The organism is Yaniella soli, from assembly GCF_054782375.1.
In genome coordinates this window covers 1-24,423 of sequence record NZ_BAAGSP010000018.1, presented here as the reverse complement: position 1 = coordinate 24,423, position 24,423 = coordinate 1, and the positions used below count along the sequence as shown (strand labels likewise).

At 57.7% G+C, this 24,423-nt stretch carries 22 protein-coding genes and 2 pseudogenes; 13 read left to right on the top strand and 11 right to left on the bottom strand.

Annotated elements, in window-relative coordinates; translation table 11 throughout:
• Nucleotide 1: 1 nt before the first annotated feature.
• Nucleotides 2-1,084 (bottom strand): TRAP transporter substrate-binding protein DctP, encoded by a 1,083-nt coding sequence (dctP, locus tag ACYVJT_RS10320; RefSeq protein ID WP_499418364.1) that lies wholly within the window; start codon nt 1,082-1,084, stop codon nt 2-4.
• 191 nt (nt 1,085-1,275) lie between these two features.
• Here dctP and ACYVJT_RS10315 point away from each other — a divergent pair.
• Nucleotides 1,276-2,405: pseudogene (locus ACYVJT_RS10315) on the top strand (DDE-type integrase/transposase/recombinase); the annotation flags it as partial.
• 478 nt (nt 2,406-2,883) lie between these two features.
• On the opposite strand, the gene murJ reads toward ACYVJT_RS10315, so the two are convergent.
• A complete protein-coding gene (gene murJ, locus ACYVJT_RS10310; RefSeq protein WP_343957024.1) occupies nt 2,884-4,620 on the bottom strand; it encodes a murein biosynthesis integral membrane protein MurJ in 1,737 nt (578 codons plus the stop codon).
• Between the two features lie 338 nt (nt 4,621-4,958).
• Nucleotides 4,959-5,531: pseudogene (locus ACYVJT_RS10305) on the bottom strand (NUDIX hydrolase); the annotation flags it as partial.
• A gap of 111 nt (nt 5,532-5,642) precedes the next feature.
• Between ACYVJT_RS10305 and ACYVJT_RS10300 the strand changes: the two are divergent.
• The 3 genes from ACYVJT_RS10300 to ACYVJT_RS10290 are packed head-to-tail and all read left to right on the top strand — an operon-like array spanning nt 5,643 to nt 9,422.
• Nucleotides 5,643-7,115 (top strand): CCA tRNA nucleotidyltransferase, encoded by a 1,473-nt coding sequence (locus ACYVJT_RS10300; protein WP_343957026.1) that lies wholly within the window; start codon nt 5,643-5,645, stop codon nt 7,113-7,115.
• Between the two features lie 54 nt (nt 7,116-7,169).
• Nucleotides 7,170-7,685 (top strand): DedA family protein, encoded by a 516-nt coding sequence (locus tag ACYVJT_RS10295; protein ID WP_343957029.1) that lies wholly within the window; start codon nt 7,170-7,172, stop codon nt 7,683-7,685.
• A 48-nt stretch (nt 7,686-7,733) separates the two neighbouring features.
• Entirely contained in the window at nt 7,734-9,422 is a 1,689-nt protein-coding gene (locus ACYVJT_RS10290) for a formate--tetrahydrofolate ligase (protein ID WP_343957031.1), read from the top strand.
• Between the two features lie 171 nt (nt 9,423-9,593).
• Here ACYVJT_RS10290 and npdG read toward each other — a convergent pair whose 3' ends face one another.
• From npdG to cofD, 4 genes are all read right to left on the bottom strand, one after another.
• Nucleotides 9,594-10,259, bottom strand: a complete 666-nt coding sequence (gene npdG / locus ACYVJT_RS10285) for an NADPH-dependent F420 reductase (protein ID WP_343957033.1) — start codon at nt 10,257-10,259, stop codon at nt 9,594-9,596.
• A 119-nt stretch (nt 10,260-10,378) separates the two neighbouring features.
• Nucleotides 10,379-11,176: a coenzyme F420-0:L-glutamate ligase gene (gene cofE / locus ACYVJT_RS10280; protein WP_343957035.1), complete on the bottom strand. Its 798-nt coding sequence runs from the start codon at nt 11,174-11,176 to the stop codon at nt 10,379-10,381.
• Between the two features lie 28 nt (nt 11,177-11,204).
• Nucleotides 11,205-11,882 carry a 2-phospho-L-lactate guanylyltransferase gene (gene cofC, locus ACYVJT_RS10275; RefSeq protein WP_343957038.1) on the bottom strand — a complete coding sequence of 226 codons (678 nt, stop codon included), beginning with the start codon at nt 11,880-11,882 and terminating at the stop codon, nt 11,205-11,207.
• A complete protein-coding gene (gene cofD, locus ACYVJT_RS10270; protein WP_343957040.1) occupies nt 11,869-12,873 on the bottom strand; it encodes a 2-phospho-L-lactate transferase in 1,005 nt (334 codons plus the stop codon). The genes cofC and cofD overlap by 14 nt, the downstream gene beginning before the upstream one ends.
• Nucleotides 12,874-13,051: 178 nt before the next feature.
• On the opposite strand from cofD, the gene ACYVJT_RS10265 reads away from it, so the two are divergent.
• The 5 genes from ACYVJT_RS10265 to brnA all read left to right on the top strand — a co-directional run bounded on the left by ACYVJT_RS10265 (nt 13,052) and on the right by brnA (nt 16,576).
• On the top strand, nt 13,052-14,071 hold the full coding sequence (locus ACYVJT_RS10265; protein WP_343957042.1) for an ABC transporter substrate-binding protein: 1,020 nt from the start codon (nt 13,052-13,054) through the stop codon (nt 14,069-14,071).
• Between the two features lie 50 nt (nt 14,072-14,121).
• Nucleotides 14,122-15,114, top strand: a complete 993-nt coding sequence (locus ACYVJT_RS10260; protein WP_343957044.1) for a FecCD family ABC transporter permease — start codon at nt 14,122-14,124, stop codon at nt 15,112-15,114.
• The gene (locus tag ACYVJT_RS10255; protein WP_343957046.1) at nt 15,114-15,875 is read left to right on the top strand and encodes an ABC transporter ATP-binding protein; all 762 of its coding nucleotides are present in this window, start codon (nt 15,114-15,116) and stop codon (nt 15,873-15,875) included. Before ACYVJT_RS10260 ends, ACYVJT_RS10255 begins: the two co-directional genes overlap by 1 nt.
• Before the next feature lie 214 nt (nt 15,876-16,089).
• Nucleotides 16,090-16,350 carry a BrnT family toxin gene (locus tag ACYVJT_RS10250; RefSeq protein WP_425579867.1) on the top strand — a complete coding sequence of 87 codons (261 nt, stop codon included), beginning with the start codon at nt 16,090-16,092 and terminating at the stop codon, nt 16,348-16,350.
• Complete coding sequence (gene brnA / locus ACYVJT_RS10245; protein WP_343957048.1) at nt 16,340-16,576, top strand: type II toxin-antitoxin system BrnA family antitoxin; 237 nt, start codon at nt 16,340-16,342, stop codon at nt 16,574-16,576. Before ACYVJT_RS10250 ends, brnA begins: the two co-directional genes overlap by 11 nt.
• Nucleotides 16,577-16,605: 29 nt before the next feature.
• Here the strand turns inward: brnA and ACYVJT_RS10240 are convergent, their stop codons facing one another.
• Nucleotides 16,606-17,757, bottom strand: coding sequence for a hypothetical protein (locus ACYVJT_RS10240; protein WP_343957050.1), 1,152 nt, complete (start codon nt 17,755-17,757; stop codon nt 16,606-16,608).
• A gap of 146 nt (nt 17,758-17,903) precedes the next feature.
• Between ACYVJT_RS10240 and ACYVJT_RS10235 the strand changes: the two genes are divergently transcribed.
• Together ACYVJT_RS10235 and ACYVJT_RS10230 are read left to right on the top strand one after the other, a co-directional pair.
• Nucleotides 17,904-19,178 carry an ATP-grasp domain-containing protein gene (locus tag ACYVJT_RS10235; RefSeq protein WP_343957052.1) on the top strand — a complete coding sequence of 425 codons (1,275 nt, stop codon included), beginning with the start codon at nt 17,904-17,906 and terminating at the stop codon, nt 19,176-19,178.
• Nucleotides 19,171-19,587 carry a DUF1801 domain-containing protein gene (locus ACYVJT_RS10230; protein ID WP_343957054.1) on the top strand — a complete coding sequence of 139 codons (417 nt, stop codon included), beginning with the start codon at nt 19,171-19,173 and terminating at the stop codon, nt 19,585-19,587. The genes ACYVJT_RS10235 and ACYVJT_RS10230 overlap by 8 nt, the downstream gene beginning before the upstream one ends.
• Nucleotides 19,588-19,596: 9 nt before the next feature.
• Here the strand turns inward: ACYVJT_RS10230 and ACYVJT_RS10225 are convergent, their stop codons facing one another.
• Complete coding sequence (locus ACYVJT_RS10225; protein WP_343957056.1) at nt 19,597-20,952, bottom strand: MFS transporter; 1,356 nt, start codon at nt 20,950-20,952, stop codon at nt 19,597-19,599.
• 119 nt (nt 20,953-21,071) lie between these two features.
• Complete coding sequence (locus ACYVJT_RS10220; RefSeq protein WP_343957058.1) at nt 21,072-21,659, bottom strand: helix-turn-helix domain-containing protein; 588 nt, start codon at nt 21,657-21,659, stop codon at nt 21,072-21,074.
• Between the two features lie 93 nt (nt 21,660-21,752).
• Between ACYVJT_RS10220 and ACYVJT_RS10215 the strand changes: the two genes are divergently transcribed.
• Both ACYVJT_RS10215 and ACYVJT_RS10210 read left to right on the top strand, forming a co-directional pair.
• Nucleotides 21,753-22,715 carry an NAD(P)/FAD-dependent oxidoreductase gene (locus ACYVJT_RS10215; RefSeq protein WP_343957071.1) on the top strand — a complete coding sequence of 321 codons (963 nt, stop codon included), beginning with the start codon at nt 21,753-21,755 and terminating at the stop codon, nt 22,713-22,715.
• On the top strand, nt 22,712-23,353 hold the full coding sequence (locus ACYVJT_RS10210; RefSeq protein ID WP_343957060.1) for a class I SAM-dependent methyltransferase: 642 nt from the start codon (nt 22,712-22,714) through the stop codon (nt 23,351-23,353). The genes ACYVJT_RS10215 and ACYVJT_RS10210 overlap by 4 nt, the downstream gene beginning before the upstream one ends.
• 7 nt (nt 23,354-23,360) lie before the next feature.
• On the opposite strand, the gene ACYVJT_RS10205 is transcribed toward ACYVJT_RS10210, so the two are convergent.
• Complete coding sequence (locus ACYVJT_RS10205; protein WP_343957062.1) at nt 23,361-23,672, bottom strand: putative quinol monooxygenase; 312 nt, start codon at nt 23,670-23,672, stop codon at nt 23,361-23,363.
• Between the last annotated feature and the right edge of the window lie 751 nt (nt 23,673-24,423).

Here is a 24,423-nt window from a genome sequence, read left to right as displayed (position 1 = left end):
TTTACTCCGGCTGAACGGCCTCATAGAGCTCTTCTGTCCAACCCTCCATATGCGAATCATGAACAGGTTCAATGGCCTCGCGGAAAGTCTCGACCTGGTCATCGCTAAGATCGGTAACTTCGAGTGCTTCATTCAGCTCGCTGAGGTGTTCATCTTCGATCTGGCGGTTCTGATGAACTTGGAATTCGTTCGCTTCATTTGCAGCCTCTTGGACGATCTGCTGATCTTCTTCGCTTAATGAATCGTAGAGATCAGCATTCATACCGAGAATTAAAGGGTCATAAACATAATTCCAGTTTGTTAGGTGATTTTGCACCTCATGAAAACCCAGAGAAACGATGGGGTCATAAGGGTTCTCCTGAGCCTCAATGGTCCCGGTCTGCAAAGAGGTATAGACCTCGGACGCGTCCATTGTCGTGGCGTCGGCACCCAGTTCTTCGAAGATATCTAAGAAAAGACTCGAGCCTGGAACACGGACCACGAGATTATCTAAATCGTCGGGACTAGTCACCTCGGTGTTACTCGTGGTCAGCTGACGGAAACCGGACTCACCAAACCCCAGCATCTCTACACCCATCTCACGGCTGAGCTCCTTATAGGCATCTTCTGCACCAGCTTCGATGGCAGCATCGGCTTGCTCGTAGCTATCGTAAAGGAACGGGGCATTAATGGCGCTAAAGCGGGAATCCAGGCCATCATAGATGATGGTCGAGTTATAGGAGAAAGCCTTGCCCCCATTCATCAGTTGCTCGACTCCAGCCGCTGGGTCTCCACCGGAAAGCTGCTCATTGGCATACACAGTCACCTGCATACGACCGTCCGAGCGTTCCTCAAGAAGCTCTCCAAACCGTTCAGCTGCGGCATACCAGGTAGACGATTCTCCCGAAGTAACCGTGAAATCCCACTGATAAGTTTCTTCTCCACTATTCGCTTCGCTGCCACCGCCACACGCAGTAAGCGCCAGTCCTGCCACGGCAACAGTGGCAAGAGTTTTGAGCTGGTTCATGAGTATCTCCTTAAAAGATGTGATGTAAAGCACGTCGAATATGAGAGTCAGATTACATGTCTTGGTATTACCAGTCAATAGCGCGACGTACCTCCCTATCTGTCAGGGTGGAGTGAGACTAGCGGTTCTTAGCAAGTTCAGTTTGATAGGGCTTTGAGCAGAAAGTATTTACCTTGACTTCAACCTCTTTTCGTTCGCAGCAGACCACACCATCGGCCAACCCGGCTGGTCCGGTTCCGGGATTGGCCCCGGTATCAGATAATGGGACTATGACCAATGACAGTTCATCGGAGAAGCCTCGGCGTCGAGTGATTAGCCCGGCCCAGAAACTTGAGTATTTAGCCGGTTATGATCAGGCGATCCAGACCCAGCACGGTGGCGCGTATTTGCGTGAGCATGGGTTGTATTCTTCCCAGATTGCTGAGTGGCGCAAACTGCGTGATGCCGGTGTGTTAGAAGGCAAACAGCCTGGCCAGACGGTTGGTAAACCGACCAAGGAACAGGCCGAGATTGCCAGGTTGAAACGCCAACTCCAAGAACGCGACAGGGATCTAGAAACCACCCAGACGGCTTTGGATATTATGGGAAAAGCGCACGCGCTCTTGGAACAGATCTCCAAGAGCGCGGACTCCCAAGATACCAAGCGCAACAACCGCTAAAAGACGCCTACACGCTGCTGGTGGATGCCGATGTGCCCACCCGGCAGGCAGCTGAGCTGACTGGCGTCAGCAGGGCCAGCATGCACCGAGCCGCCCAACCAGAACCGGTTGGCAGTGGCTTCCCGGCCTCGCCTGCCGAGCCGGCTAACAAGCTCAGCAACGCTGAACGCGATGAGGTTTTGGCGGTCTTGCATAGTGACCGATTCGTCGATTAAGCACCGCAACAGATCTATGCCACGCTGTTATCCGAAGGCATCTATCTGTGTTCGGTGGCGACAATGTATCGAATCTTGCACGACCACCGGCAGGTTCACGAGCGGCGCCGCCAAGCCCGTCATCCGGCCCGGAAGGTGCCCGAACTGGTGGCCTATGAACCTGGCGAGGTCTTTACGTGGGACATCACGAAATTAGCCGGCCCGACCAAGGGCGTCTACTACGATGCCTATGTAATGTTGGATATTTTCTCGCGCTTTATTGTCGGCTGCCAAGTCCACGCCCGCGAAACCGCTGGACTAGCTGAAGGCTTCATACAAACGGTGTTTGGTACCTATGGGATCCCCAAGGTCGTCCACGCTGATCGAGGCACCTCGATGACCTCCAAACCTGTGGCCGTGTTGTTATCGGACTTAGAGGTGGTCAAGTCGCATTCTCGACCGAAGGTTTCTAACGATAACCCCTACTCAGAATCGAATTTCAAAACCTTGAAGTACCTGTCAGAATTCCCTGAACGCTTCGCAACCACCCAACTACCCAAGACCCCGCAGCTACCCAATTCGGCCTGGATCAACAAACCAGCCCAACACCAGGAACACCATGACCAGAAATTAGCCGCGTAATGACACGCTGGTCTCACCCAGCTTGAAAATTACCGACCTTGTTCTTATTGAGCGCCTTGCTCATGTCATACCTCACGGATCGTGAGCGCGAAACGCTCGTGTGAAATTATGGATAAGCACTTCAAATGGCTCCTGGCCAAACCCTGGGTGGTGTGCGTGAAACCCAACTTTTTCACGGCCACCAAGAAGCCTCGTCAGAGTGTAAGTGTCCTCGCCGTCTACCAGGATGGCGGGGTGGTCGGCAGGTTCTCGGGCATGGCTGTGTGTCACAGTTATTGCTGATTCGGGGGTGTTGCCAGCTGAGATCCGGTCGCGGCTGATCTCGGCTTGTTAGGCACGACGCCAACAACGCCTTTCAATGGTGCTGCGAGCGGAAGCGGTGCTACGAAGTCTTGGTCTTGCGCCGTAGTCGGTTGGTGATGGGCTGCAGAAATTGGTTGAGTTCGGTGACGTCGAAGAGGCGACAGGTGACGAGATAGACGATGACCATCACGGTTCCGACGATCCCGCAGGCTAGTACTGCGTTGGGGATCGAGGTCATGGCGAAGCCACCGGTGTAGCCGCCCATGGGGTAGAGGAGTGCGACGCCGAAGATGCCGGCCACCACGCCGGCCCAGCCGGTACGAACATAGGTGCCTAGCACGGCCTTGGTGCCGTAGTCGCCGAAGAATCGTTTCGCAAGGATGTGGGTGACGAGCAGTTGCACCACGTGGACGCCGGTAAAGATCAGGGCGATGAGGTGTGCGATAGATTCGATGGGCACTAGTGGCGCCAGTGCGTAGGACAGGCTCAGGGAAGTCAGCGCTGCCCCAACTTGGACGAGCATCGGGATGGTTGCGTTTTCGGCCGCGTAGAAGACCCGCAACAGGTAGAAGTGTGCTGATCGAAACGGCATCCCCAACGCCAGCAAGAGCAGGATTTGGGCGATGGCGTGTGCCGAAATGATGGCGGTCTCGGATGAGCTGGCAAACAGGCGGCCAATGGGTGGCGCGAGCACAATGATGCCGGCGACCGAAATCATCAACGGCACCGCGAAGGTGCGCAGCCCGGATCCGGTCGTCCGGCGTGCGGCGTCCATGTTGTCGTCCTGCATTGACCGCGCCAGATGATTGAACAGCACCGTGGAAATGGACAGCACAAACACCGAGTGGGGGAGCACGGTGATCAACTGGCCAATGTTTAAGGCCTGCAAACCGGGCACGGCGGCCTGCTCGGCTGCGGTGGGCAGATCGCTTCGGGCTTCGGTCGCGCCGGTGACCAGGCGGTTGATCATGAGGTTGGAGATGTTGCCAACCATCATCGTGACGATGGTGAACCCGGCGAGCCGCCCCGTGTGGCGCAGGCCCATACCCTTCCACCCGAACTTCAGTTTCAGCCCGAGCCCGAGACGTTTCAGTGGCCAGAAGAGGACCACGGCCTGGATGATGATGCCCAGGGTGTGTCCCCCGGCCAGGATGATGGTGTGGGTCGTGCTCCATTCGGCGAGCTGCTGATCTCCCGGGATCGCAACGTAAGCGCCAAAGGTTACAATGTAGAAGAGGATGAACCCGATGGCGACGACATTATTGGCCACCGGCGCCCACATATAGGCACCGAATCGGCCGTGGGCGTTGAGCACCTGGCCGATGACGGCGTACATCCCATAGAAGAAGATCTGCGGTAGCGTCCAGAAGGCGAATGCGGTACCCAGCGCGAGCTTGGGCTCCGACCAGCCCATGGTCAACGCCTCAATGATGGGTGCCGCCAATAGTGTCAACGCGATCGTGAAGGCGCCGATAATCAGCGCGGCCAACGTGATGAGCCGCGAGGTGTAGTCGGCGCCCCGGTCAGCCTTTTTGGCCTGCTTGATGATCTGTGGCACCAACACCACGTTGAAGACCCCGCCGGCCAGCAACATGTAGATGACATTGGGGATGGTGTTGGCCGATTCGAACACGTCGCCGACCAGTGCGGTAGAACCAATCGCGATGGCCAACAGGGAGGTCCGGACGAATCCCAGCACACGCGAGACGATGGTCCCCGAGGCCATGATGGCCGATGCTCGGGTGGCCGCTGAGCGCGACCGCGAGGCATCCTGCGGGTCTGGGTTGGCTTGTTCGGCCTGTGGGGTGTCGGTCATGTGTTTCGTTTACGGTGTTTCTCAAATAGCGCGGCCGAGGGTTTGGGGATCTTCGGCCGCGTGTGGTCGGGGGAAGGTGGTTCTGCTGCTGGTTCGTCAGCGGAATCTTTCGGTAGGCTATCAGCCGACTCTTGAGAATCACTGTGGGAGGTTGCCGTGTCGGGTTGCTTGGCCCGCGCCAACTTCTGGGCCAATTCATATGGTGTCGGCGGTTTTTTGTCCGGTTCGGCATCGGCGTCACGGAACTGCTCTGGAATCAGCCCGGAGGGGAATCTGCGCAGCATCGGAATGATACGCCGGGGCCGCACGGTGGCCGGTGGCGGAGCAATATCGAAGAACTCGGCCATCAAATCGCGCGCCATCTCTACGATGCGACGCTCATTGAGAAACGTGAGCCGTCCCGTGAGCCGATCCACATCAACCCAGGCCACATCGACGGCCTCTTGATCTGGATCATTGTCGATGGTCAACTCCCCGCCCGTGGCGCGTAACAGGAAGTGGTGGACGGTTTTGTGGATGCGTCGACCCGGCACGCTAAATGTGTATTCAATGTGCCCCAGCTCGGTGAGTACATCCCCGGAGATCCCGGTTTCCTCGGCGACTTCGCGCATCGCGGCCTCGTGGTGGTTTTCTTCACCCTCGGGATGCCCTTTAGGCAGCACCCACTCGAGTCGTCCTCCGCGGTTATACCGTGCGATAATGGCTACCTGATGAGCACCGCGGTGTTCGCGCACGACCATGCCGCCGGCCGAAATCTCCTTTACAGTGGGTATCTGACCACCTGTTGCGTGCGCTTCTGTTCGAAGCCGCCCCGTTTGCGGGTCACGGCGGACCCGTCGTCTGGCAGACGCAGAAGTGCCCCAGACGTTGGGTGGGGTGCGATCGGAAGCACCGGGGGCTCGATGGGACATATAATCCACTCTAGCCCGTTGCACCACCGGCAGCATTTCCCGCACGCAATACGGGCACAGTCAGCACCAAAAATAATCCATCAGCTAACCGGAATGAATACCTCACCCTCCATGTCGAACACCACACCCACCAGCTACGCCACCGTGCCGCTACCGGCCGGCTTCCCCGCCGACGTCACCCTGCCCAAATTCGTGGTGGAACTCGGCGAACGGTTTGCCGATGCCGGATACGAACTGGCCCTGGTGGGTGGTCCGGTGCGCGACATGTTTTTGGGTTCCAGCGTGACCGACCTGGATTTCACCACCGACGCGGTGCCCGAGACTATCCAGCAGATTTTGACGGGGTGGGCCCACGCCCAGTGGGATATCGGCGCGGCGTTTGGCACCATCGGGGCCCGCTACGGGGACTGGACCGTCGAAATTACGACCTACCGGGACGAGCAGTATGACCCCGACTCGCGCAAACCCGAGGTCGTCTTCGGCACCGAGCTGCTCGAGGATCTGCGTCGTCGGGATTTTACGGTCAATGCGATGGCGTTGCGCCTGCCCGATTTTGAACTCGTCGACCCTTTTGGCGGCATCAAAGCCCTGGTCGCCGGGGTGCTGTCGACACCGGGGACCCCGCAGCAGTCGTTTTCGGATGACCCACTGCGCATGATGCGTGCCGCCCGGTTCGCCGCCCAACTCGGGGTGACCGTTTCCGATGACGTGGCTGCGGCGATGACCGATATGGCGCAGCGCATCGAGATTATCTCCGCCGAGCGGGTACGCGAAGAACTCGTGAAACTCATGATCGCCGACACGCCGCGCCGTGGTCTGGATCTGCTGGTTGCTTCGGGAATCGCCGACGTTGTGCTGCCCGAACTGCCCGCAATGCGGCAGGCCTCGGACGCCACGCATCGTCACAAGGACGTCTACGAACACTCGCTGCAGGTCATGGAAAACGCCATCGAGCGCGAGGCCCACTACGTTGAGGCGCCAAATTTTGTGCTGCGCTTTGCCGCGCTAATGCACGACATCGGCAAACCCAAGACTCGCCGGTTCGAGCCCAACGGCAAGGTGACCTTCCGCCATCACGACGTCGTCGGGGCCAAGCTCGTGGCTAAACGGATGCGCGAGCTGCGCTTCGATAAGGGTTCGACCAAGGCTGTGGCCCGGCTCGTCGAGTTGCACATGCGCTTTTATGGCTACGGTGAGGGTGAGTGGACCGATTCCGCGGTGCGCCGCTACGTCACCGATGCCGGGGATTTGGTGGCCCACCTGCACGCGCTGACCCGCTCGGATGTGACCACCCAAAATAAACGCAAAGCCCGTCGACTGGCCACCGCCTACGACGATCTGGAATCCCGCATCGAACAGCTCGCCGAAGAAGAGGAGCTCGCTGCGATCCGGCCAGATTTGGATGGCAAACAGATCATGGAGTTGCTCGACATCAAACCCGGGCCCCTGGTGGGCCGCGCCTATAACTACCTGTTGAATCTGCGCCTCGACGAGGGGCCGGCCGACGTCGAAGCCACCAAAGCCGCACTGTTGGCCTGGTGGGCGGATCAGCCCGAAGCCCAACAACCTAACGACGACGCTTAAATTCGCGCATACTTAACCGGGTGAGCACATTGAATCCATTACAAGGGAGCACACATGGGTGACGGCGTCTGGTATAATCCCATGTCCTGGAATGGACCGTGGATTTGGGTCTGGCTGGCCCTGTATCTCATCGTGTTCTTGCGGGCCGGCGGCACCCATTTGATTGGCCGCGCCGTGCGAGCCGGTGTGTCGCGTATCAACTCAGTACAACGAATCATGAACTCCACCGTCTATCAGCGCGCCGAGGCCGCCCTGGATCGCTGGGGCCCACCCGCCGTCGCCGTCTCCTTTCTGACGGTCGGCTTCCAAACCGCCATCAACCTGGCCTCCGGTGTGATCCGCATGCGCTGGTATCGCTACCTGCCCGTACTGCTGATTGGTGGGGCGCTCTGGGCGACGATTTACACCACGGTCGGGTCGGTGACGTTTACCGCGATTGGGGTCACGTATGAACGCTGGCCGGTCGCAACCGTCGTGGTCTCCGTCGCGCTCGCGATAGCGCTTGCCGCATGGATCATTTGGCGTCTGACCTCGACGAAGACAAAAGTGACCGAAAAAACTGAAAGTTAATCCGGTTGCCTCTTCCGTAATAGTTGTGAGCTAGCTAACGTGGCACCTATGAACGATGCCGAAATCTCAGCAGCAGCCAGGCTCCAACCCATTTCCGAGATTGCCTCAACCGTCAACATCACCGACGAGGCCCTGATCCCATACGGCCACCACATGGCCAAAGTCGACACCGACAAAATCAACACCTCCGGCAAACGCGGCAAACTCGTGCTGGTCACCGCGGTCTCCCCCACACCCGCCGGCGAAGGCAAATCCACCGTCTCGGTTGGTCTCGCCGACGCCCTGAATCTCGTGGGCTCACAAACTATGGTGGCCCTGCGCGAGCCGTCATTGGGCCCGGTATTTGGGATGAAAGGCGGTGCCACCGGCGGCGGATACGCTCAAGTGGTGCCCATGGAAAGCATCAACCTCCACTTCACCGGCGACTTTCACGCGCTCTCGGCCGCGCACAACCTGCTGTGCAACCTGGTGGACAACCACGTTTACCACGGCAACGAGCTCGGCATTGATGGCCGCACCATCCGCATCAAACGCGTGCTCGATATGAATGACCGCAACTTGCGCAACGTCGTCGTTGGGCTCGGCGGACGGACCTCGGGCACCCCGCGCGAGGACGGCTTCGAAATCACCGTGGCTTCCGAAACCATGGCCGTGTTCTGTCTCTCCCGTGACCTCAACGACCTCAAGGAGCGATTCTCGCGCATCGTCGTCGCCGAAACATACGACCGGAAACCCGTCACCGCAGCCCAGCTGGGTCCCAACGGCGCTCAGGGTGCGATGACGATTCTGCTGCGCGATGCCCTGCGCCCCAACCTCGTACAGTCTCTGGCCGGCACGCCCGCCCTAATTCACGGCGGCCCATTCGCAAACATCGCCCACGGTGCCAACTCCGTCATCGCGACCAACACCGCGTTGGATCTGGCCGAGACTGTCGTAACCGAAGCCGGCTTCGGCGCGGATCTGGGTGCCGAAAAATTTGTCAACATCACCGGACCGGCCGGTGGCTTCGCTGCCGATGCCGTGACCGTGGTCGCGACCGTGCGTTCCGTGAAATACAACGGGGGGCTCTCCCTCGACGAGGTCAATAACCCCGGTGACGACCGTTCGGGCCACATCGACGCGATGGAGAAAGGCTCCGAGAACCTCGCCCGCCACCTGAAGAACATCAAATCCTTCGGCGCCCCCGTCGTCGTGGCGATCAACCAGTTCCCGCAGGATACCGACGAAGAACTCCAGTGGGTCAAAGACTTCTGCAAGCAACAGGGCGTTCATGCTTCAGTGGTCAGCGTGTGGGCCAACGGCGGCGAAGGCGCCAAGGAGCTCGCCTCCCACCTCGTCGACGTGCTCAAAGATTCCGACGAATCCGTCCAGCCCATGTTCTCGCCAGAGACCGGCATTCGTGAACGCATTGAGCACATCGTCACCAACGTCTACGGCGGTGAAGGTGTCGACTTCTCTTCGACCGCCGAAAAGCAGCTCAAGCAACTCGAAGATGCCGGCGAAGACAAAGTGCCGGTGTGCATGGCGAAAACCCAGTACTCGTTTAGTGATGACCCCAAGACCCTGGGCGCGCCGAGCGACTTCCGGGTCACCATCCGTGAGCTCAACGTGCGTGCCGGCGCCGGCTTTGTCGTGGCACTGACCGGCAGCATTCTCACGATGCCGGGCCTCCCGTCCGAGCCCGCCTCTGACAACATGGACGTAGACGAGGAAGGTCAGATTCTCGGGCTGTTTTAGAACGAACGTTCCAGGGTAACTGGGTGCGAATTGAAAAGTTCGCACCCAGTTCCTTCGGCACGCCAGCGTGATCACGCAGGTTGTCAGAGTCAAATCGAAGCGAGTTCTAGAAGATATAAAGAGTTCTAAAGAAATACAAAACTTCGGGAGATGAGTTGAAGCTATTGACGTTCAGAGTTTTCCTTCGACTCCAGTGATGGCAACGCCCGATCGGGTCTTATACTTCTTGTTGACGTTAATCAACACCGCAGTGAGCGGTTCGAGCTGTCGGGCAAGGCGTAGTGCTCCAGCATCGACACCTGGTTTTCCAGTCACGACAGCGGCCAGCTCGATGACCAAGTTCTTCGCGTCTGCATCGTCACCGCACACCAGCACATCCTCGTGTTCTAACATCTCTGGGGTTTTCCAGAGCGATAGGGCTGCCACGTGGTGAAAGGATCCGACAACCTTTGCGTCTGGGGCCAGGCGCTGTGCTTCTTCGGCGGCGCTTTCTTGCAAGGTGAGTCCGTAGGGGCCGTGTTCATCAAAAGCTAGCGGGTTCACGCAGCTGATGACGGTTTTGCCGCGCAGTGCAGGCGCGAGGGATTCCACGAATCCCGCGTGGCCGTCCCAAGGTATGGCGAGGACAACGATGTCTGCTTCTTGGGCAGCACTAAGGTTATCTGCACCGTGCAGTGAAGCGTCGGACCCGATTTTCTCTGCGATTTCACGGGCTTTCTCGGTTGCGCGAGTAGCGTCTCGTGAGCCGATGGTGACCGAATGGCCTGCGAGGGCCATGCGATACGCTAATCCGCGTCCTTGAGGACCGGTTCCTCCGATAACAGCGATGTTCAACATAGAATCCTTTCCATTTCGATAGAGCGCTAAGAGTGATCTGTGTCACTATAATATAGCCTTGTCACACCGAATGCAGCCATAGGCATACGTTTAACTCACCCCACGAAGCTGTCGCAGTGTCATGACTCAGAAGCACGAGCTGTAACATGCCCATCCTCAAAACCTTGGGCGTAGGCTTCTTTGCTTCCGAGGCGAAACATGTCGTTTTCACTGGGACGAATGAGAGACTTGGCCGTGTGAGCTGGATCGGACAGTTCGTCGTCTGTAAGCACCAGGTCCTGCAGACCACGAACGAGTGCGACAGGTCGGCCCGATACTTTACGTTTGACAAGATCTCCCGCACCAGCGATTTCATCTGCCACCGCAGCAGTAGACGCGGATAAGATGTTGCCAAAACTATCTTCGGTGCCACGATAATCCTCAAAGACCTGAACTCCAGCAGCCCCAATAGCCGTATCGGTTTGGCCCTCACGCCAGGCGCGTCCGAGGGTATCCGAGATGATGATGCCGATCGGCACCTCGAATCGTGTTCGCAAGACGGTGCACAGGGCCTGCGCGGAAGCGTCTGGGTCGTCGGGGAGCAGTAGCACAGTGCCGTCAGGGGTGTTGCTATTGTCGACGCCGGCGGCAGCCAGAATCAGCCCCTGTCTATTTTCCACAATCTGAGTAACACCCCCGGGATGTGGGCGGCTCGCCACCACGCGGACGGTTTCCGTGCTGATTGCCTCGTCGAGGTCAGTGGCGGCAACTTGGCGTCCTTCGGCCTTGGATACGATCTTGCTGGTCACCACGAGAATATCGCCGGCCGCGATGCCTTCCGCAGAGGCCTGGATTACATCCCCGATGATCGTCGCGAGATCATCTTGTGCCTGGATTTCCGGGATGCCGGGATACGTGGAGATGGACAGAGAAGTCATGGAACCCTTTCCAAGTGGAGGTGGTGGTTTAGGCGATTTCGGGGCAGTGATGTGCATCTGCGTGCATGCTATTTTGCGTGGCTGTACCCACGCCGTGCCGTAGAGCGCGGGCCAAATCCCGGGGCGTGTCCACATCCTGTCGCAGTGTGGAGTCGCTCGACACCGGAAGGCTTGCGTGCCCCTTACGTTGATGTGCCAGGTGTGATGCGCCTCCAAAGTGCGGAGTGATCACCTCGCCTGCCAGGCCGGTGATCATCGTGGTGCCGATGCCCTGGTGATCGGGCACGACCCCTCGTGGATAGTGTTCGGCAAGCTTCAGAGCCGTCGCCAGATCATCAGTCACCAGCGACGGAAGATCGCCGGTCAGTACAGCAACCGGTGCCTCGGATGTGGCAGTCCTCGCCACCTTCAGGCCTGCGGAGATTGCTGCGTTGAGACCCTGCCCGGGGTCAGGGACGGTGAATATCTCAGTGCTGAGACCCGTGGTGACTGCAGTATCGGATGTCACCACAATGAGATGGTTTACGCAGGGCGTGTTGAGGACTGCAGCAACGGTGTCTTGCAGAAATGCTATCGACAGACGAACTCGAAGGTCGGTTTCTACCGATGGGTAATGCTCATCTGCCATCGCCAGCCGACTTTTGGCGTCCGGGCTTCCCTTGAATGGGATGACGACGGTCCACTGCGACGACTCATCGGACTGCATCGGCAAGCTCCAATGTTGCCTGTGCCATGGCTGCTGTCGAGTCGACGTCGGTCATCCACAGCGGAACCGCCTGGGCTTGGATGCCCGCCGAACGAAGTTCGGGTACGGCTTGGGCGTCAACGGTATCCACCAGCCACCCATCCAGGAGTCCGCCGTCAGCACGTGCGCCATAGTGCAGCGCAACCGCCGAAGCGGTCGAATCGACGCCGATGGATTCGAGGCATTGGTCGGCCATGCCACGCACCGCGGTCCCACCGATCATTGGCGAGAGACCAATAATCGGCGCCTTTGCCTGACGGAGTGCCTCACGCATACCATGCACCCCAAGGATCGTGCCGATCGAAACCACGGGGTTCGACGGCGGCAACACAATGACATCGGCAGTATTGATCGCTTCCAGCACCTGGGCCGTCGGTTGGGCCATCTCTTGTCCGACCTGCACAAATTCTTGGGCCGGTACTCCAGCCCGGTATCGAACCCACCATTCCTCAAAGTGGATGAGCTCGCCGGTGTCGTGTTCATCGGCGGGTTCAGCGAGACGGACGTGGGTTTCAATCGGTTCATCGCTCATTGGCAGCAGAGCAACGCCGGGTTGCCAGCGGCGGCAAAGCAACTCCGTCACCTCGGTGAGTGTGTACCCTTCGCGCAACATATCGGTACGAACAATGTGTGTGCCCAGATCCAAGTCGCCCAGCGTGAACCAATCCCAGCCTCGCCCATACGCGGCAATTTCGGCAGAGGTGCGTCGGCTTTCATTCGCGCGACCCCAGCCTTGTTCTGTGGAGATGCCCCCTCCGAGCGTATACATTAATGTGTCAAGATCCGGGCACACTCGCAGACCATTGAGCCACATGTCATCCCCGGTATTGGCAATTACCGAGACCCGTCGCGTTGTTTCACGCGACGTGTTGAGCGGAGCTAGGTGTGAGAGCAACCCTTGGGTGAATTTTGCGCCACCCACGCCGCCAGCCAAGACGGTAATTGATCGCATAAGATCGTTGATCCTTCCAACAGACTGTTCTGGAATGTCTCGACAATACGAACCAGTCTGGAGTACCTATTTGATGATGAGTTGAGTCCAGTGTAAGACTAAGAACGTGAATTGTGCCACAACTAAACTCGCAGGTGGGTTAGGCTATTGAGTCCGTGACCTGTTCGTAAGGATGTTCATGCTGGGAAGATACACTCGAGGAAAACTCACGAGTCGTGGCACAAAGGGCTTTGCCTTGTTCACCCTCGTGCTCTTGGCGCTGACTGCGTGCACCGGCGGTACAGAAACCGAACAAGAAAAAGCAGCAGGAACGGCCCCCGCGAGCACGAACCTCAGTAACTGCGGCGTCGATCTTGAACTGGACGGACCACCGGAGCGGGTGTTTACCGTAAAGTCCTCAACGCTTGAGATGCTGTTGGCACTTGGCCTGGAAGACAAAGTCGTCGGGTCTGCCTACTTGGACGGGCCCGTACCCGACGAGCTGGCACCGGAAGGCTGGTCGCCAAACGTCGTCAGTGACCAAATACCAAGTCGCGAAGTGTTCTTGAGTCACGATCCCGACTTTGTGTTGGCGGGCTGGGAATCGAACGTCAGCGCAGACGGTATTGGTGAGCGCGACGAACTCAAGGATTTGGGTATCGAGAGCTACGTACTGCCACCCGCCTGCGAGTTCGACGACGAAGTGGAACAGACCGTGACCTTCGATGACATCTTTGCGATGTTTGATGAGGTCGGTGCCATATTTGACGTTGAGCAGGAAGTTGAAGAGCTCAAAGCGGATCAGCAGCAGACGCTCGACGACATCGAACAGCCAACCGAAGACGTCGATGTGTTGTGGTACAGCTCCGGGAGCGATGCGCCGTTTGTTGCCGGTGCCGCAGGTACCCCGCAAATGATTATGGAAGCTGCCGGCGTGAACAATATGCTCGATGACGTCGCCCGCACGTGGTTCAGCATCTCGTGGGAAGGTTTTGTCTCCGAAGATCCTGACTTTATCGTGCTCGTCGATGCTCCCTGGAATACCGCCGAAGATAAACGCGAACGGTTGGAGTCTCACCCTGCTGCAAACAGGCTAGACGCCGTCCAAGACGAAAAGTACATTGAAGTGCCATTTGCGGCAACAGAAGCGGGCATTCGGAATGCTGATGCCGCCACCATGGTTGCAGATGCGGTGGCTGAGGCTCAGGCGAGTCACTAGTGTTCAAAAGTCGAGACACCAGCGTCTCAGTCCCAAAAACGCGGGGTCGCTTGCGTTTTCGCATCACACTGAGCATCGCACTGCTGGCGCTCGCAGTATCCTGTGTTTTGGCGACGGGGCTGGGAGCCGTGCCAATTGGCCTCGACGAAATGTGGGGCACCCTTACCGTGCCGTCAGCGGACTGGACTATGAATCAGGTGATCTTCGCTGAAGTCCGTGTGCCACGAGTGCTCACGGGCATTGCCGTCGGTGCGGGGCTCGCCCTGTCGGGTCTGGTTTTACAGATCACGCTCCGTAATGATTTGGCCGAACCCTACTTGCTCGGTATTTCTTCGGGCGCATCCGTGGGCGCGGTCGCGGTACTGATATTCGGGCTCGCGCTAGCGCTGCCGGTTGCAGCGTTCATCACTGGCCTGCTCGCCTTGTTTATCACACTGCTCATTAGTGGGTTCAGCGGTCGCGTGACGGTCTATCGGGTGATCCTTGCAGGCGTGGCCGTCTCTGCATTGTTTTCTGCGGTTACCTCGCTGATGATTTTTTCCGCCCCACAAACAGACAGTTACCGCCAGGTATTGCACTGGATCATCGGTTCCCTCTCGAGTGCCAGTTGGGAATCGTCTGCAATTTCAGGGGCCACACTGCTGGTATTTGGTGGGGTGCTCATCGGGCTCACACGATTGCTGGAAATTTTTCAACTGGACGATGCAGAAATCACTGGCTTAGGCATCAACACTCCGCTTGCACGCGGCATCTTGATGAGCCTCGCAGCGCTGCTCGCCGCGGGCATGGTGTCGGTATCGGGCGCCATTGGATTCGTGGGGCTCATGGTGCCGCACGTGGCCAGAACATTCGCGCGATCGTCAGTGAGTCACCAAGCGATCCTGTCTGTGGTGTTCGGCGCTATTCTGCTGGTGTTGGCGGACACGGTCGCGCGTCTCGTCATATTACCGGAAGAACTTCCCGTCGGTATTGCGACATCCATTCTGGGGGCGATCGCCCTGTGCATCATTATGGGCCGAAAGACACGACGAAAGGGCGTCTAATGCTGCAGGCAACCCAACTTGAGTTTGGTCGTCCCGGTGGGTTTCGACTCGCAACACAAGCGCTCGATTTCGTACCCGGTCAAATCATGGGTGTTTTGGGCCCCAATGGTTCGGGCAAGAGTACGTTCTTGCAGTTGCTCTCAGGCATCCTCAAACCAAAAACCGGTGCCATTACATGGGACGGGCGCAGTCGCCGACAACTTGGTGCGCGAGGCTGGGCTCAAAAAATTGCAGCCATCCCGCAGGAAGCCGGAGCCATTCCAGAAATGGACGTTCAGCAGTACGTGTCGTTGGGACTGATACCCAATGAAGGGGTGTTCGGAACCCCCTCGGTCGATGGGGTAGAAACTGTGGCTCAGGTGATGGATGTCTGCAATGTCGTTCACCTGGCTGATCGTCGCCTCGCTGAACTGTCGGGCGGGCAGCGTCAACGTGTCCGTATAGCAAAAGCTTTGGCCCAGACACCTCGCACACTCATCCTCGATGAACCCGCGAACCACCTCGACCTGCACGCGATCGGGCACTTGGCAGATCTGTTGCACAGATTGGCTCATGATGGTTTAGCTGTTGTGGTGAGCATGCACGATATTGATTTAGCGTCACATCTGTCAGACGAGGTGATGGTGCTTCACGAGGGTCGTACCGAAACCATTGGCCCGACCAACGAAGTCCTCACTCCCGAACTGATCAAGCGATGCTGGGGCGTCGACGTGATCACTCTGGACGACGGCGACAGTCGCAGGTATTTGTTGAAGTATTAGGTCACTTTCATAGGGTCTACCTCCTTAAAGAGGCATTGTGCAGGCAATTAGATAGGGGCTGAAATGGGGAACCTCGGAGGAGAGCCGGAATGAACTAGACCAAAATCGATGCAAAAGCTATTTGAAATCCGTCGAAGCCAAAAGTGATTTTGCAACGTCAGTAGTCTATTTACTTGCCATAATGGTATAATTTCCATACCTCAAAGGGTCAAAATTGGAATTTGAATTCGATATCATCAAGAGCCGCGCGAACCAGCTGAAGCACGGCATCGACTTTTATAAAGCACAGGCGCGCTGGGAGGATCGGAATTATATTGAACTGCCAGCACGGACCCAAGGGGAGCCGCGGTGGCTGATTATCGGCCGTATCAATCAGGTTCATCATTCAGCGGTCATTACCTACCGAGATGGTCGAATCAGACTGATCTCGGTACGTAGAGCACGGAAGGGTGAAGTAGACATATATGAAGACTGAGAATTTTGACGCTCGATTCGACGAGGGCGAAGATGTAACAGCTTATTTGGATATCGATAAAGCTCGTAGACCAGCTCGTGAACAACGACGTGTGAACGTAGATTTTCCCGCGTGGATGGTTGAAGCTTTAGATGATGAAGCACGAAGGCTTGGGGTGACGCGCCAAGCAATTATTAAAGTGTGGCTTGCTGATCGTCTCGAGCAACGTCGTGATTCTGCGGCGTAGGGCTTCATAGCACGGCTGCTAACTACCTTTTATAGCTTCTCGATCTCGTCAAAGAACGCATCGAATTGGTAATCCAACAGCAACTGAGTCAAGAACCCTGCCGTCTGCAAGCCCGGAACCCAATTGAGGATGACCCAGGCCGCATTATCTACTGATTGCCGCAGCGCGCGTTCGTAAAGCATTACGGTGGCCTGTTCCTCGGTCGCGGCGTTCTCGACCAGCTGCCGCGTCTCGAAAATCTCGGACGAAACCGTAGCGATGAGCCCCCGATCCTGAAGCTGTTCAACTCGCGCAACTAATTCTTCGAGGTACATGTCGGTATGCTCAACCGAAGCGATTTCCGGGTGCGGATCCAAACACTGCGACGCCCACGCGACACCCATGCACGCTTCCAATCGTGCCCGAACAATCGCAGAGTCATCCCAGGGCGCTGGTGCCGAACCTTCCTGGAGGGCTCGGGTGATCATGGTCAGCTCGTGGATCATCTGCTGGGTGGCGTCAGCAAGCGTCGTGACCTCACCGGGCTGGATGGATTCCGGCGCATAGGAGAGGCCGTCTGCAGCAACGGGTTCATCGGCATCCATGGGACGCAGGTCAAGCTCATGCACCACGGCCAGCTGTAATGCTTGCTGCGGTACACGAAAGACCGGATCCGCGCCGGATTCAAGAACCTCTGGGGCAAGTTCGATGTCGAGTTCAGCACCAACGGCCGGGAGGACAGTATTGACCAACCGCGCGTAGTTGCCCGACATGAAGTGTGCCAGCAGTTTGCGGTTGCCTTCGATCGGGGCGCCGTAGTTCAACACGATGTGGGTGCCTAGCCGGCATACATCGTCGACGTGCTGGCGTGATAGGTAAGTGGCGTCAGCGCTGCGTCCTGCGGTGTTGAGGTCGCGCTGATACTGGTAGACGGCACCGGTGAGTAGCACCTGTAACCACCCGTAGACGCCGTGGTTGATGATGAGCTGCTGATGTGCCTGGACCACCTGACCGAACTGCGGCTTCGCAGCCAAATTGCCGGAGCGGGTCAGCCATTTGGCGAAATCGGCGATCGCTGTTGGGCCATAGAGTTCAAAGCTGCGATCCCTCAGTTTTTGGCCGGACGCCGCCAAAGCTTTGAGGCCGCCGAGCTTGCGATGCCGAGCGAGTAAGTTTTCGGTGTCAATCTGGTAATCGGTCACGGCGCCCATCGTACAACGCCATTCGATGCAGTACCTCGCTGACACTGTGACGATCGTTACATTATACTGAAGGGGCAACAAAAACGACATGATATTCGTCCATTGGGTGTGATGCATTCGTTTGATACTCCGGCCAGGAGGAAACCATGCCACAGCATATATTCGTGCTAGGACTCGAGGATCGAAACCAGGTGGAACTCGAGGCGCTGCCAGATGCCGACCAGTATGTGTTTCACAGTTTGCTGTCCATCGTGACGATGCAGGAGGGTCATGCGTCGTTTCCTGACATTCTACGGAACGCTCAAGACCGGCTTGATGGTTTCGATGGCACCATCGATGCGATCGTCGGCTACTGGGACTTCCCGGTCAACATGTTGGTGCCGATTCTGTCTCGTCAATATGGGCTGCCCTCGAAGAGTCTCGAGGCGGTGGTGAAGTGCGAGCACAAGTACTGGTCGCGTCTCGAGCAACAAAAAGTGATCGACGAATACCCGGCATTTGGACTGATTGATATACACGATCCGGAGGCGGCGTTGCCTGCGCACATGTCCTACCCGGTGTGGGTGAAACCTATTCAGTCATTTTCATCCCAGGGAGCGCATTATGCCCCGACCCCAGATGCGTTACGCCAGGCACTGGAGACCGAACGGCAACAGCCTCATAGCTCCGGGGACGCCTTCGACGAGGTGTTGAAGTTCTTGGATCTGCCCGAGGAAGTGTCGGGTATATCGGGGCACGCCTACATGGTCGAGGAGGCAGCCAGCGGCCAGCAGTGCACGCTAGAAGGTTATAGCTGGGACGACGAGGTTGAGATCATCGGTGTCGTGGACTCCATTTGTTATGAAGACTCCTCCAGCTTCTTGCGGTACCAGTACCCCTCAAAATTGCCCGACCATGCGTTGGCGCAAATGGCCGAGACGACCCGAAAAGTTATCGGTGCAGTCGGTCTGCAAAACAGCACGTTCAATATCGAGTATTTCTGGGACGACGCTACCCAGCGACTCTCGCTGCTGGAGATCAATAGTCGCCATTCCCAGTCTCATGCGCAAATTTTTCACTGGGTGGACGGGATGCCCAACCACTTAGCCATGATTGACCTCGCGCTGGGACGCCGTCCGCAGATGCCTCGACGTGAAGGCGAATACCCAATCGCTGCGAAGTGGATGTTCCGACGTTTTACCGATGGGATGGTTCATCGCGTGCCGAGCCCTGAAGAAATTCAAGCCGTTGAGCAGCAGTTCGCCGCGGTCACCATTACGATCGTCGCTAAAGAAGGTCTGCGACTGTCGGATCTGGAACGTCAGGATAGTTACAGTTTTATGCTGGCTGAACTTTTCATGGCTGGTGCCACTGAGCGGGAGCTGCACGAAGTCTACGACTCTTGTTGCGAAGCGCTGCAATTCACCATCGAGGATGTATAAAATGCAGCCGACCGATGTCGATCCACGGGAGTTTATTGCCACGGTCGATCATGCTGTGCGCCGTGCCGACGCCGAGCGGATGCTGGCGATCATGGGCGATGTTACGGGTGACGAGCCGGTGATGTGGGGCCCAAGCATCATTGGGTTCGGCAGTTATCATTACGTCTACGCGTCTGGACTGGAAGGCGATGCGCCCGCCGCGGGGTTTAGCCCGCGAAAGGCGCATCTGGTCGTGTATTTGGTGGGCGGTATCGAGGAGCGCTACCCCGAGCAGTTGGCACAACTTGGCCCGCATAAGGTCGGTAAAGCCTGCCTCTACTTGAAGAAGCTCGATGACGTCGATGAAGACGTGTTGCGATACCTTATCAAGGACTCCTACGACTTCATCAAGACCGAGTACCCCGACTGAACCCCGCGTCTAGTGTTCGTGAGTTTCCAAATCGAGGTTCTTGGATTCGCGGGTGAGTAGGATCGCGGTCGCCGAGACGAGCGCCAACCCGATCAGGTACATGATGACCGGCGTCACCGACATGCCGCCGGTCGATGCATACAGCGAGGCCAGGATGGTCGGGGTAAAACCGGCACCGATCAGGGTCGCCAACTGGTAGCCCATCGATGCGCCGGTATAGCGGGAGCCGGTACCAAATTGCTCGGAAATGAACGCCGCCAGTGGCCCATAGATTACGGCATGCAGTGCCAGGGCGATGACGAAGGCGGCCAGGATCAACAGCCAGTTGTTGGATTCCATCATCGCGAAGAATGGTGGCAGGAAGGCTACGAACAGCACCAGGCCAACGATCATGACCGGACGACGCCCGAGTTTATCTGAGATGTGCGCGAAGAAGATCACGAAGAAGATCGAGATCACTGACGCGATCGCAAAGGCGTACAGCACCGCGGAGCGTTCCGCACCGAACTCGGTCGCATAACTGACCGAGAAGGTCGACAGCAGCACTTGGAGCGCGAAACCGGACGCCCCGGCCAACATGGTCAGAATCAAGGCCTTTGGACGACGGAGCACCTCAAGGATGGGAAGCTCTTTCTTCGGCTGGTTCTTCGTTTGCTTATCTTTTTCCAATGCAGCCAAGAAGATCGGGGACTCGGAGATCTTGGAGCGCACGATCATGCCGATGATGAGCAACACGAACGACAGCAGGAACGGTACGCGCCAGCCCCAGGTCATGAAGTCTTCATGAGGTAGGACGGCGGCAAAGGTGCCAAGCACGAACGTCCCAAGTGCCGCACCGGTTGGTGCGCCCGCGTTGGTGAAGGATGCCGCGAAGCCGCGCCGTCCCTTTTCGGAGTGTTCCAGCGCCATCAACGCGGCACCGCCCCATTCGCCGCCGACGGCGATACCCTGGCACATGCGGAGCATGACCAAGATGACGGCTCCCCATGAGCCAATGGTGGCGGCGCTGGGCACCAGGCCAATCAGGGTTGATGCGACACCCATGATGAACATGGACAACACCAGCATCTTCTTGCGGCCTAACTTGTCACCGAAGTGACCGAAGATCGCCCCGCCGAGGGGACGAGCCAGGTAACCGGCCGCAAACGTACCGTATGAGGCAATTGTGCCGGCCAGCGGGTCCAGGTTATTGAAGAAGACGGTCGGAAAGATGAGTGCTGACGCCGATGCGTAGAGCAGGAAGTCATAGAACTCGATGGATGAGCCCAGATAGCTCGACAGAATCACACGTCGTGATTCTTTGCGCTTCTGGGCAGGGGTGAGCTGCTCTACGGCGGCGTCAGGTGCTGGTGTGGAAACACTCATGCTAGAAACTCCTCTAGTGCTCTAGGTCACCTGATATCCAACACCGAATAGATGAGAATGTCAAGGATTGTGAAAGCCATGCATTGCGAATCCCATCGAACAGCCTGTGACTCGTCGCGCTACCCCTCGTGCTCTGTGGATCGGACGTGGGTGCGCTGGCCGTCTCGACCAAAGAGGCTCAGGTATTCGACCGGTCCTGAGCTTGTGGCGCCAAACCAGTGTGGAGTGCGGGTATCGAACTCGACGACTTCGCCTGCCTCGAGTAGGAGGTCCTGGTCGCCAAGGATCAGGCGCAGGGTGCCATTGAGTACATATGCCCAGTCGTATCCCTGATGTGAATGTAATTCGGGTGGTGCCCCGTCGGTGCCGGTTGGCAGCACAAATTTATACGCCTGAATGCCCCCGGGTCGTCGTGTCAACGGAATGACGACCGAACCATCGCCGGCCGCCAGCGGTCTAAGGTCGATGCGAGGGTCCGCCGTGCGCGGAGCATTGACGAGGTAGTCAATGGTGACCCCGTAGTACCTGGCTAGCGGCAGTAACTGTTCCAGCGACGGTCTGCGCAGCCCGGCTTCCAGTCGCGACAGCGTGCTCGCGGAGATGTCCGTTTCTTCGGCGAGCGTGGTGAGGGTGACGTCGCGTCGCAGTCGAAGGTGCTTCAGGCGCGGTCCAACGGCATCAAGAGTTTCATTCGCAGATTCATTCATGCCCCCATTTTGCCATTTGGCAAGAATGTTTGCCAATGCGTCGACAGTGGGTCATGCTGGTATCGAAACAACACACGACAGGAGAACAACGTGATGAATACAGAACAACGTGGTCGGAACTACGACGTCGCAATCGTAGGCGGCGGTGCCGCAGGACTGAGTGCAGCTTTGACGCTCGCCCGCGCTCGTCGCGAGGTGATCGTCATTGACGCCGGAACACCCCGAAATGCTCCGGCGGCAGCAGCGCACGGCCTCATCGGGCTGGAGGGCATCAACCCGATGCAATTGCTGGAACGTGGTCGTCGTGAGGCAGCTTCGTATGGCGCACATATCGTTGAGGCCAGTGTTACCAGTGCCACGAAAACTGACGAGGGCGAGTTTGTCGTCCGTCTCGATGACGGTTCATCGGTACAGACCGGACAACTCGTGTTGGCGACCGGGGTGCGCGACGAGCTCCCAGACATCACTGGTCTGGCACAGCGGTGGGGACGCGATGCCGTGCACTGCCCGTATTGTCACGGGTGGGAGATCCGCGACCAGCGCATCGGTGTGCTGGCAACGAGCCCGATGTCGGTGATGAAAGCACTGCTGTTTCGGCAGTGGAGCGAGTACATGTGGTTCTTACCCAATGGGATAGATTTTGCAGCCGACCAACTGGAACAGTTGACGGAAAAGGGCATCATCGTGGTGCCGGGCGACGTGTCTAGTGTCGAGGCCACCGATGATCACTTGACCGGGGTGATGTTGGACAAAACCACCACCCTTGCTCTGGATGCGCTTGCTGTACCAACAACGGCGTCGCCCCGCTTGGAAGGCCTGCACGATCTAGGGGTCGATACCTCTGAGAGCGCCGCGGGGGTTTCCGTCGTTGCCGATGCGACGGGGCATACCTCGGTTCCAGGGGTCTGGGCGACTGGTAATCTGGTCAATCCGGGAATGCAGGTCAGCGAGGCCGCTGCGCACGGTGGCCGCTTGGCGATGACGCTCAACACCGAGTTGTTTTTTGGCCCCATTGATCCGGCCAGCATGGCGAATACTTCGAAGAAGGCAGCATGACCCACCAGTTTGATAAACAGTATTGGCAAGATCATTGGAACCCGCAAGGCACACATGAGGCTTCTAGCATGCCCGTGAACCCGTATCTCATGGCCGAGACGGATCATTTGCCGATGGGATCTGCGTTGGATGCCGGCTGCGGGACCGGAACCGAAGCCCGATGGCTGGCCGAACAGGGATGGCGGGTCACCGGTGCCGATATTTCCGCCAACGCGTTAGCGACCGCCATCGACAACAGTGCAGCCGTAGGTCTGGATGGCGAGATCGAATGGGTCGAGACGGACGTGGCGCGCTGGGAACCGGGGCGGACGTGGGATCTTGTAATCACCAACTACGCGCATCCGGACACCGGTCAGCTCTCGTTTTATCAGCGTATTGCGTCCTGGGTGGCGCCCGGAGGCACCATCCTGATTCTGGGGCATCTTCACGGCGAAGGCCGCGGGCATGATCATGACGACGCGCATCCGGAAGGTGCCACGGCAACGCTCGACGGCATTACCGGCCTGTTTCTGGATCCAGAATGGCGCCTTGATGCCAGCTATGAGACCACACGCACGATCAACGCTGGCGGCCGATCAGTCCAACTTGACGACGTGGTCGTCCGCGCCCATCGTCGACGAGAAACACCAATGAGCTAGCGGGGTGTCAGTTGGGTGGATTGGTCAGCGGTGAACCAGCCACGGTGAATTGATGGCCGCCCATGTCACCAGACAGCAGGGGACTCGCCTCGGCGATCGCATCTTTCACGCTGGTCAATTGCAGTGAAGCCTGGTGGGCGTCGGCTGACTCCCACAGCTCCATGACAAATACGGTGTCTGGCGCATCGTCGTTGGTACCGACCTCGTAGAGCAAGCACCCTGCGTTCATGAGTTCTGGATTCAATCGGGTCAGAATGGCGACGATTTCGTCGCGTTTACCGGGGTGTGCGCCGATCGTGCCGACGTTCGCGAAAGTCATGGTCTCAGCTTACCGGCGTGCACGGCTCAAGAAATAGGGCAGTGCACGATGGCCAATAGCGCGACGGAAAATCCTAGCGCTCGATGTCACCTGCGATGAAGGCTTCAACGAGCTCGTGGGCCTGGTCATCGTGGTGCTAAGTCTCTAGAGACCGGCTTGGTGCAGTAACTTTGTGATCTTCGGTGGAGGACGAAGGCCCCATGCGGACGGGGAGCGGGGGCGTGCTTTAGGTCCCAGTAGTGGGGTTCGTGATCCAGTCTCGAAGGGTGGTCCCTGGGCCGGTGCAAACACAATAGTAGCCCGAACGAGGGAGCACAGATAATGATTTCTCGCTTATATGGGCGGTCTCTTGCAGTACCATTCAGGTCATGACCAGTACGAAGCTTATGGGCTAGCGGACGGTCCAGCTATGTCCGCACTTTTGACAGAGCGCTATTTTTTGCGCTTTGTATTTCATGCTTTCTGTGCCCTTTGATTTCTTCCAAAAAAGGTTGGACATACCGACTGTCGCAATAGCGGAAGCACCTCTTGCCGTGTTATTCATTTTTCCGCCAAAACCGGTGCCATGCTTTCGAGTCCGGCCCCCAGACTGCATCAATTCGATATTAACGTTCTGACTACGACATTTGACACATTTCATGAAAAATTCCCCTTAGAGATTGCGCGGATAGGGACCGGAAATTGGTGATTGGTTCGGGCGTGTCGCACAGGACAGGCATGGGGAGCTCGCGTTTCGATGGAAGTGCAAACC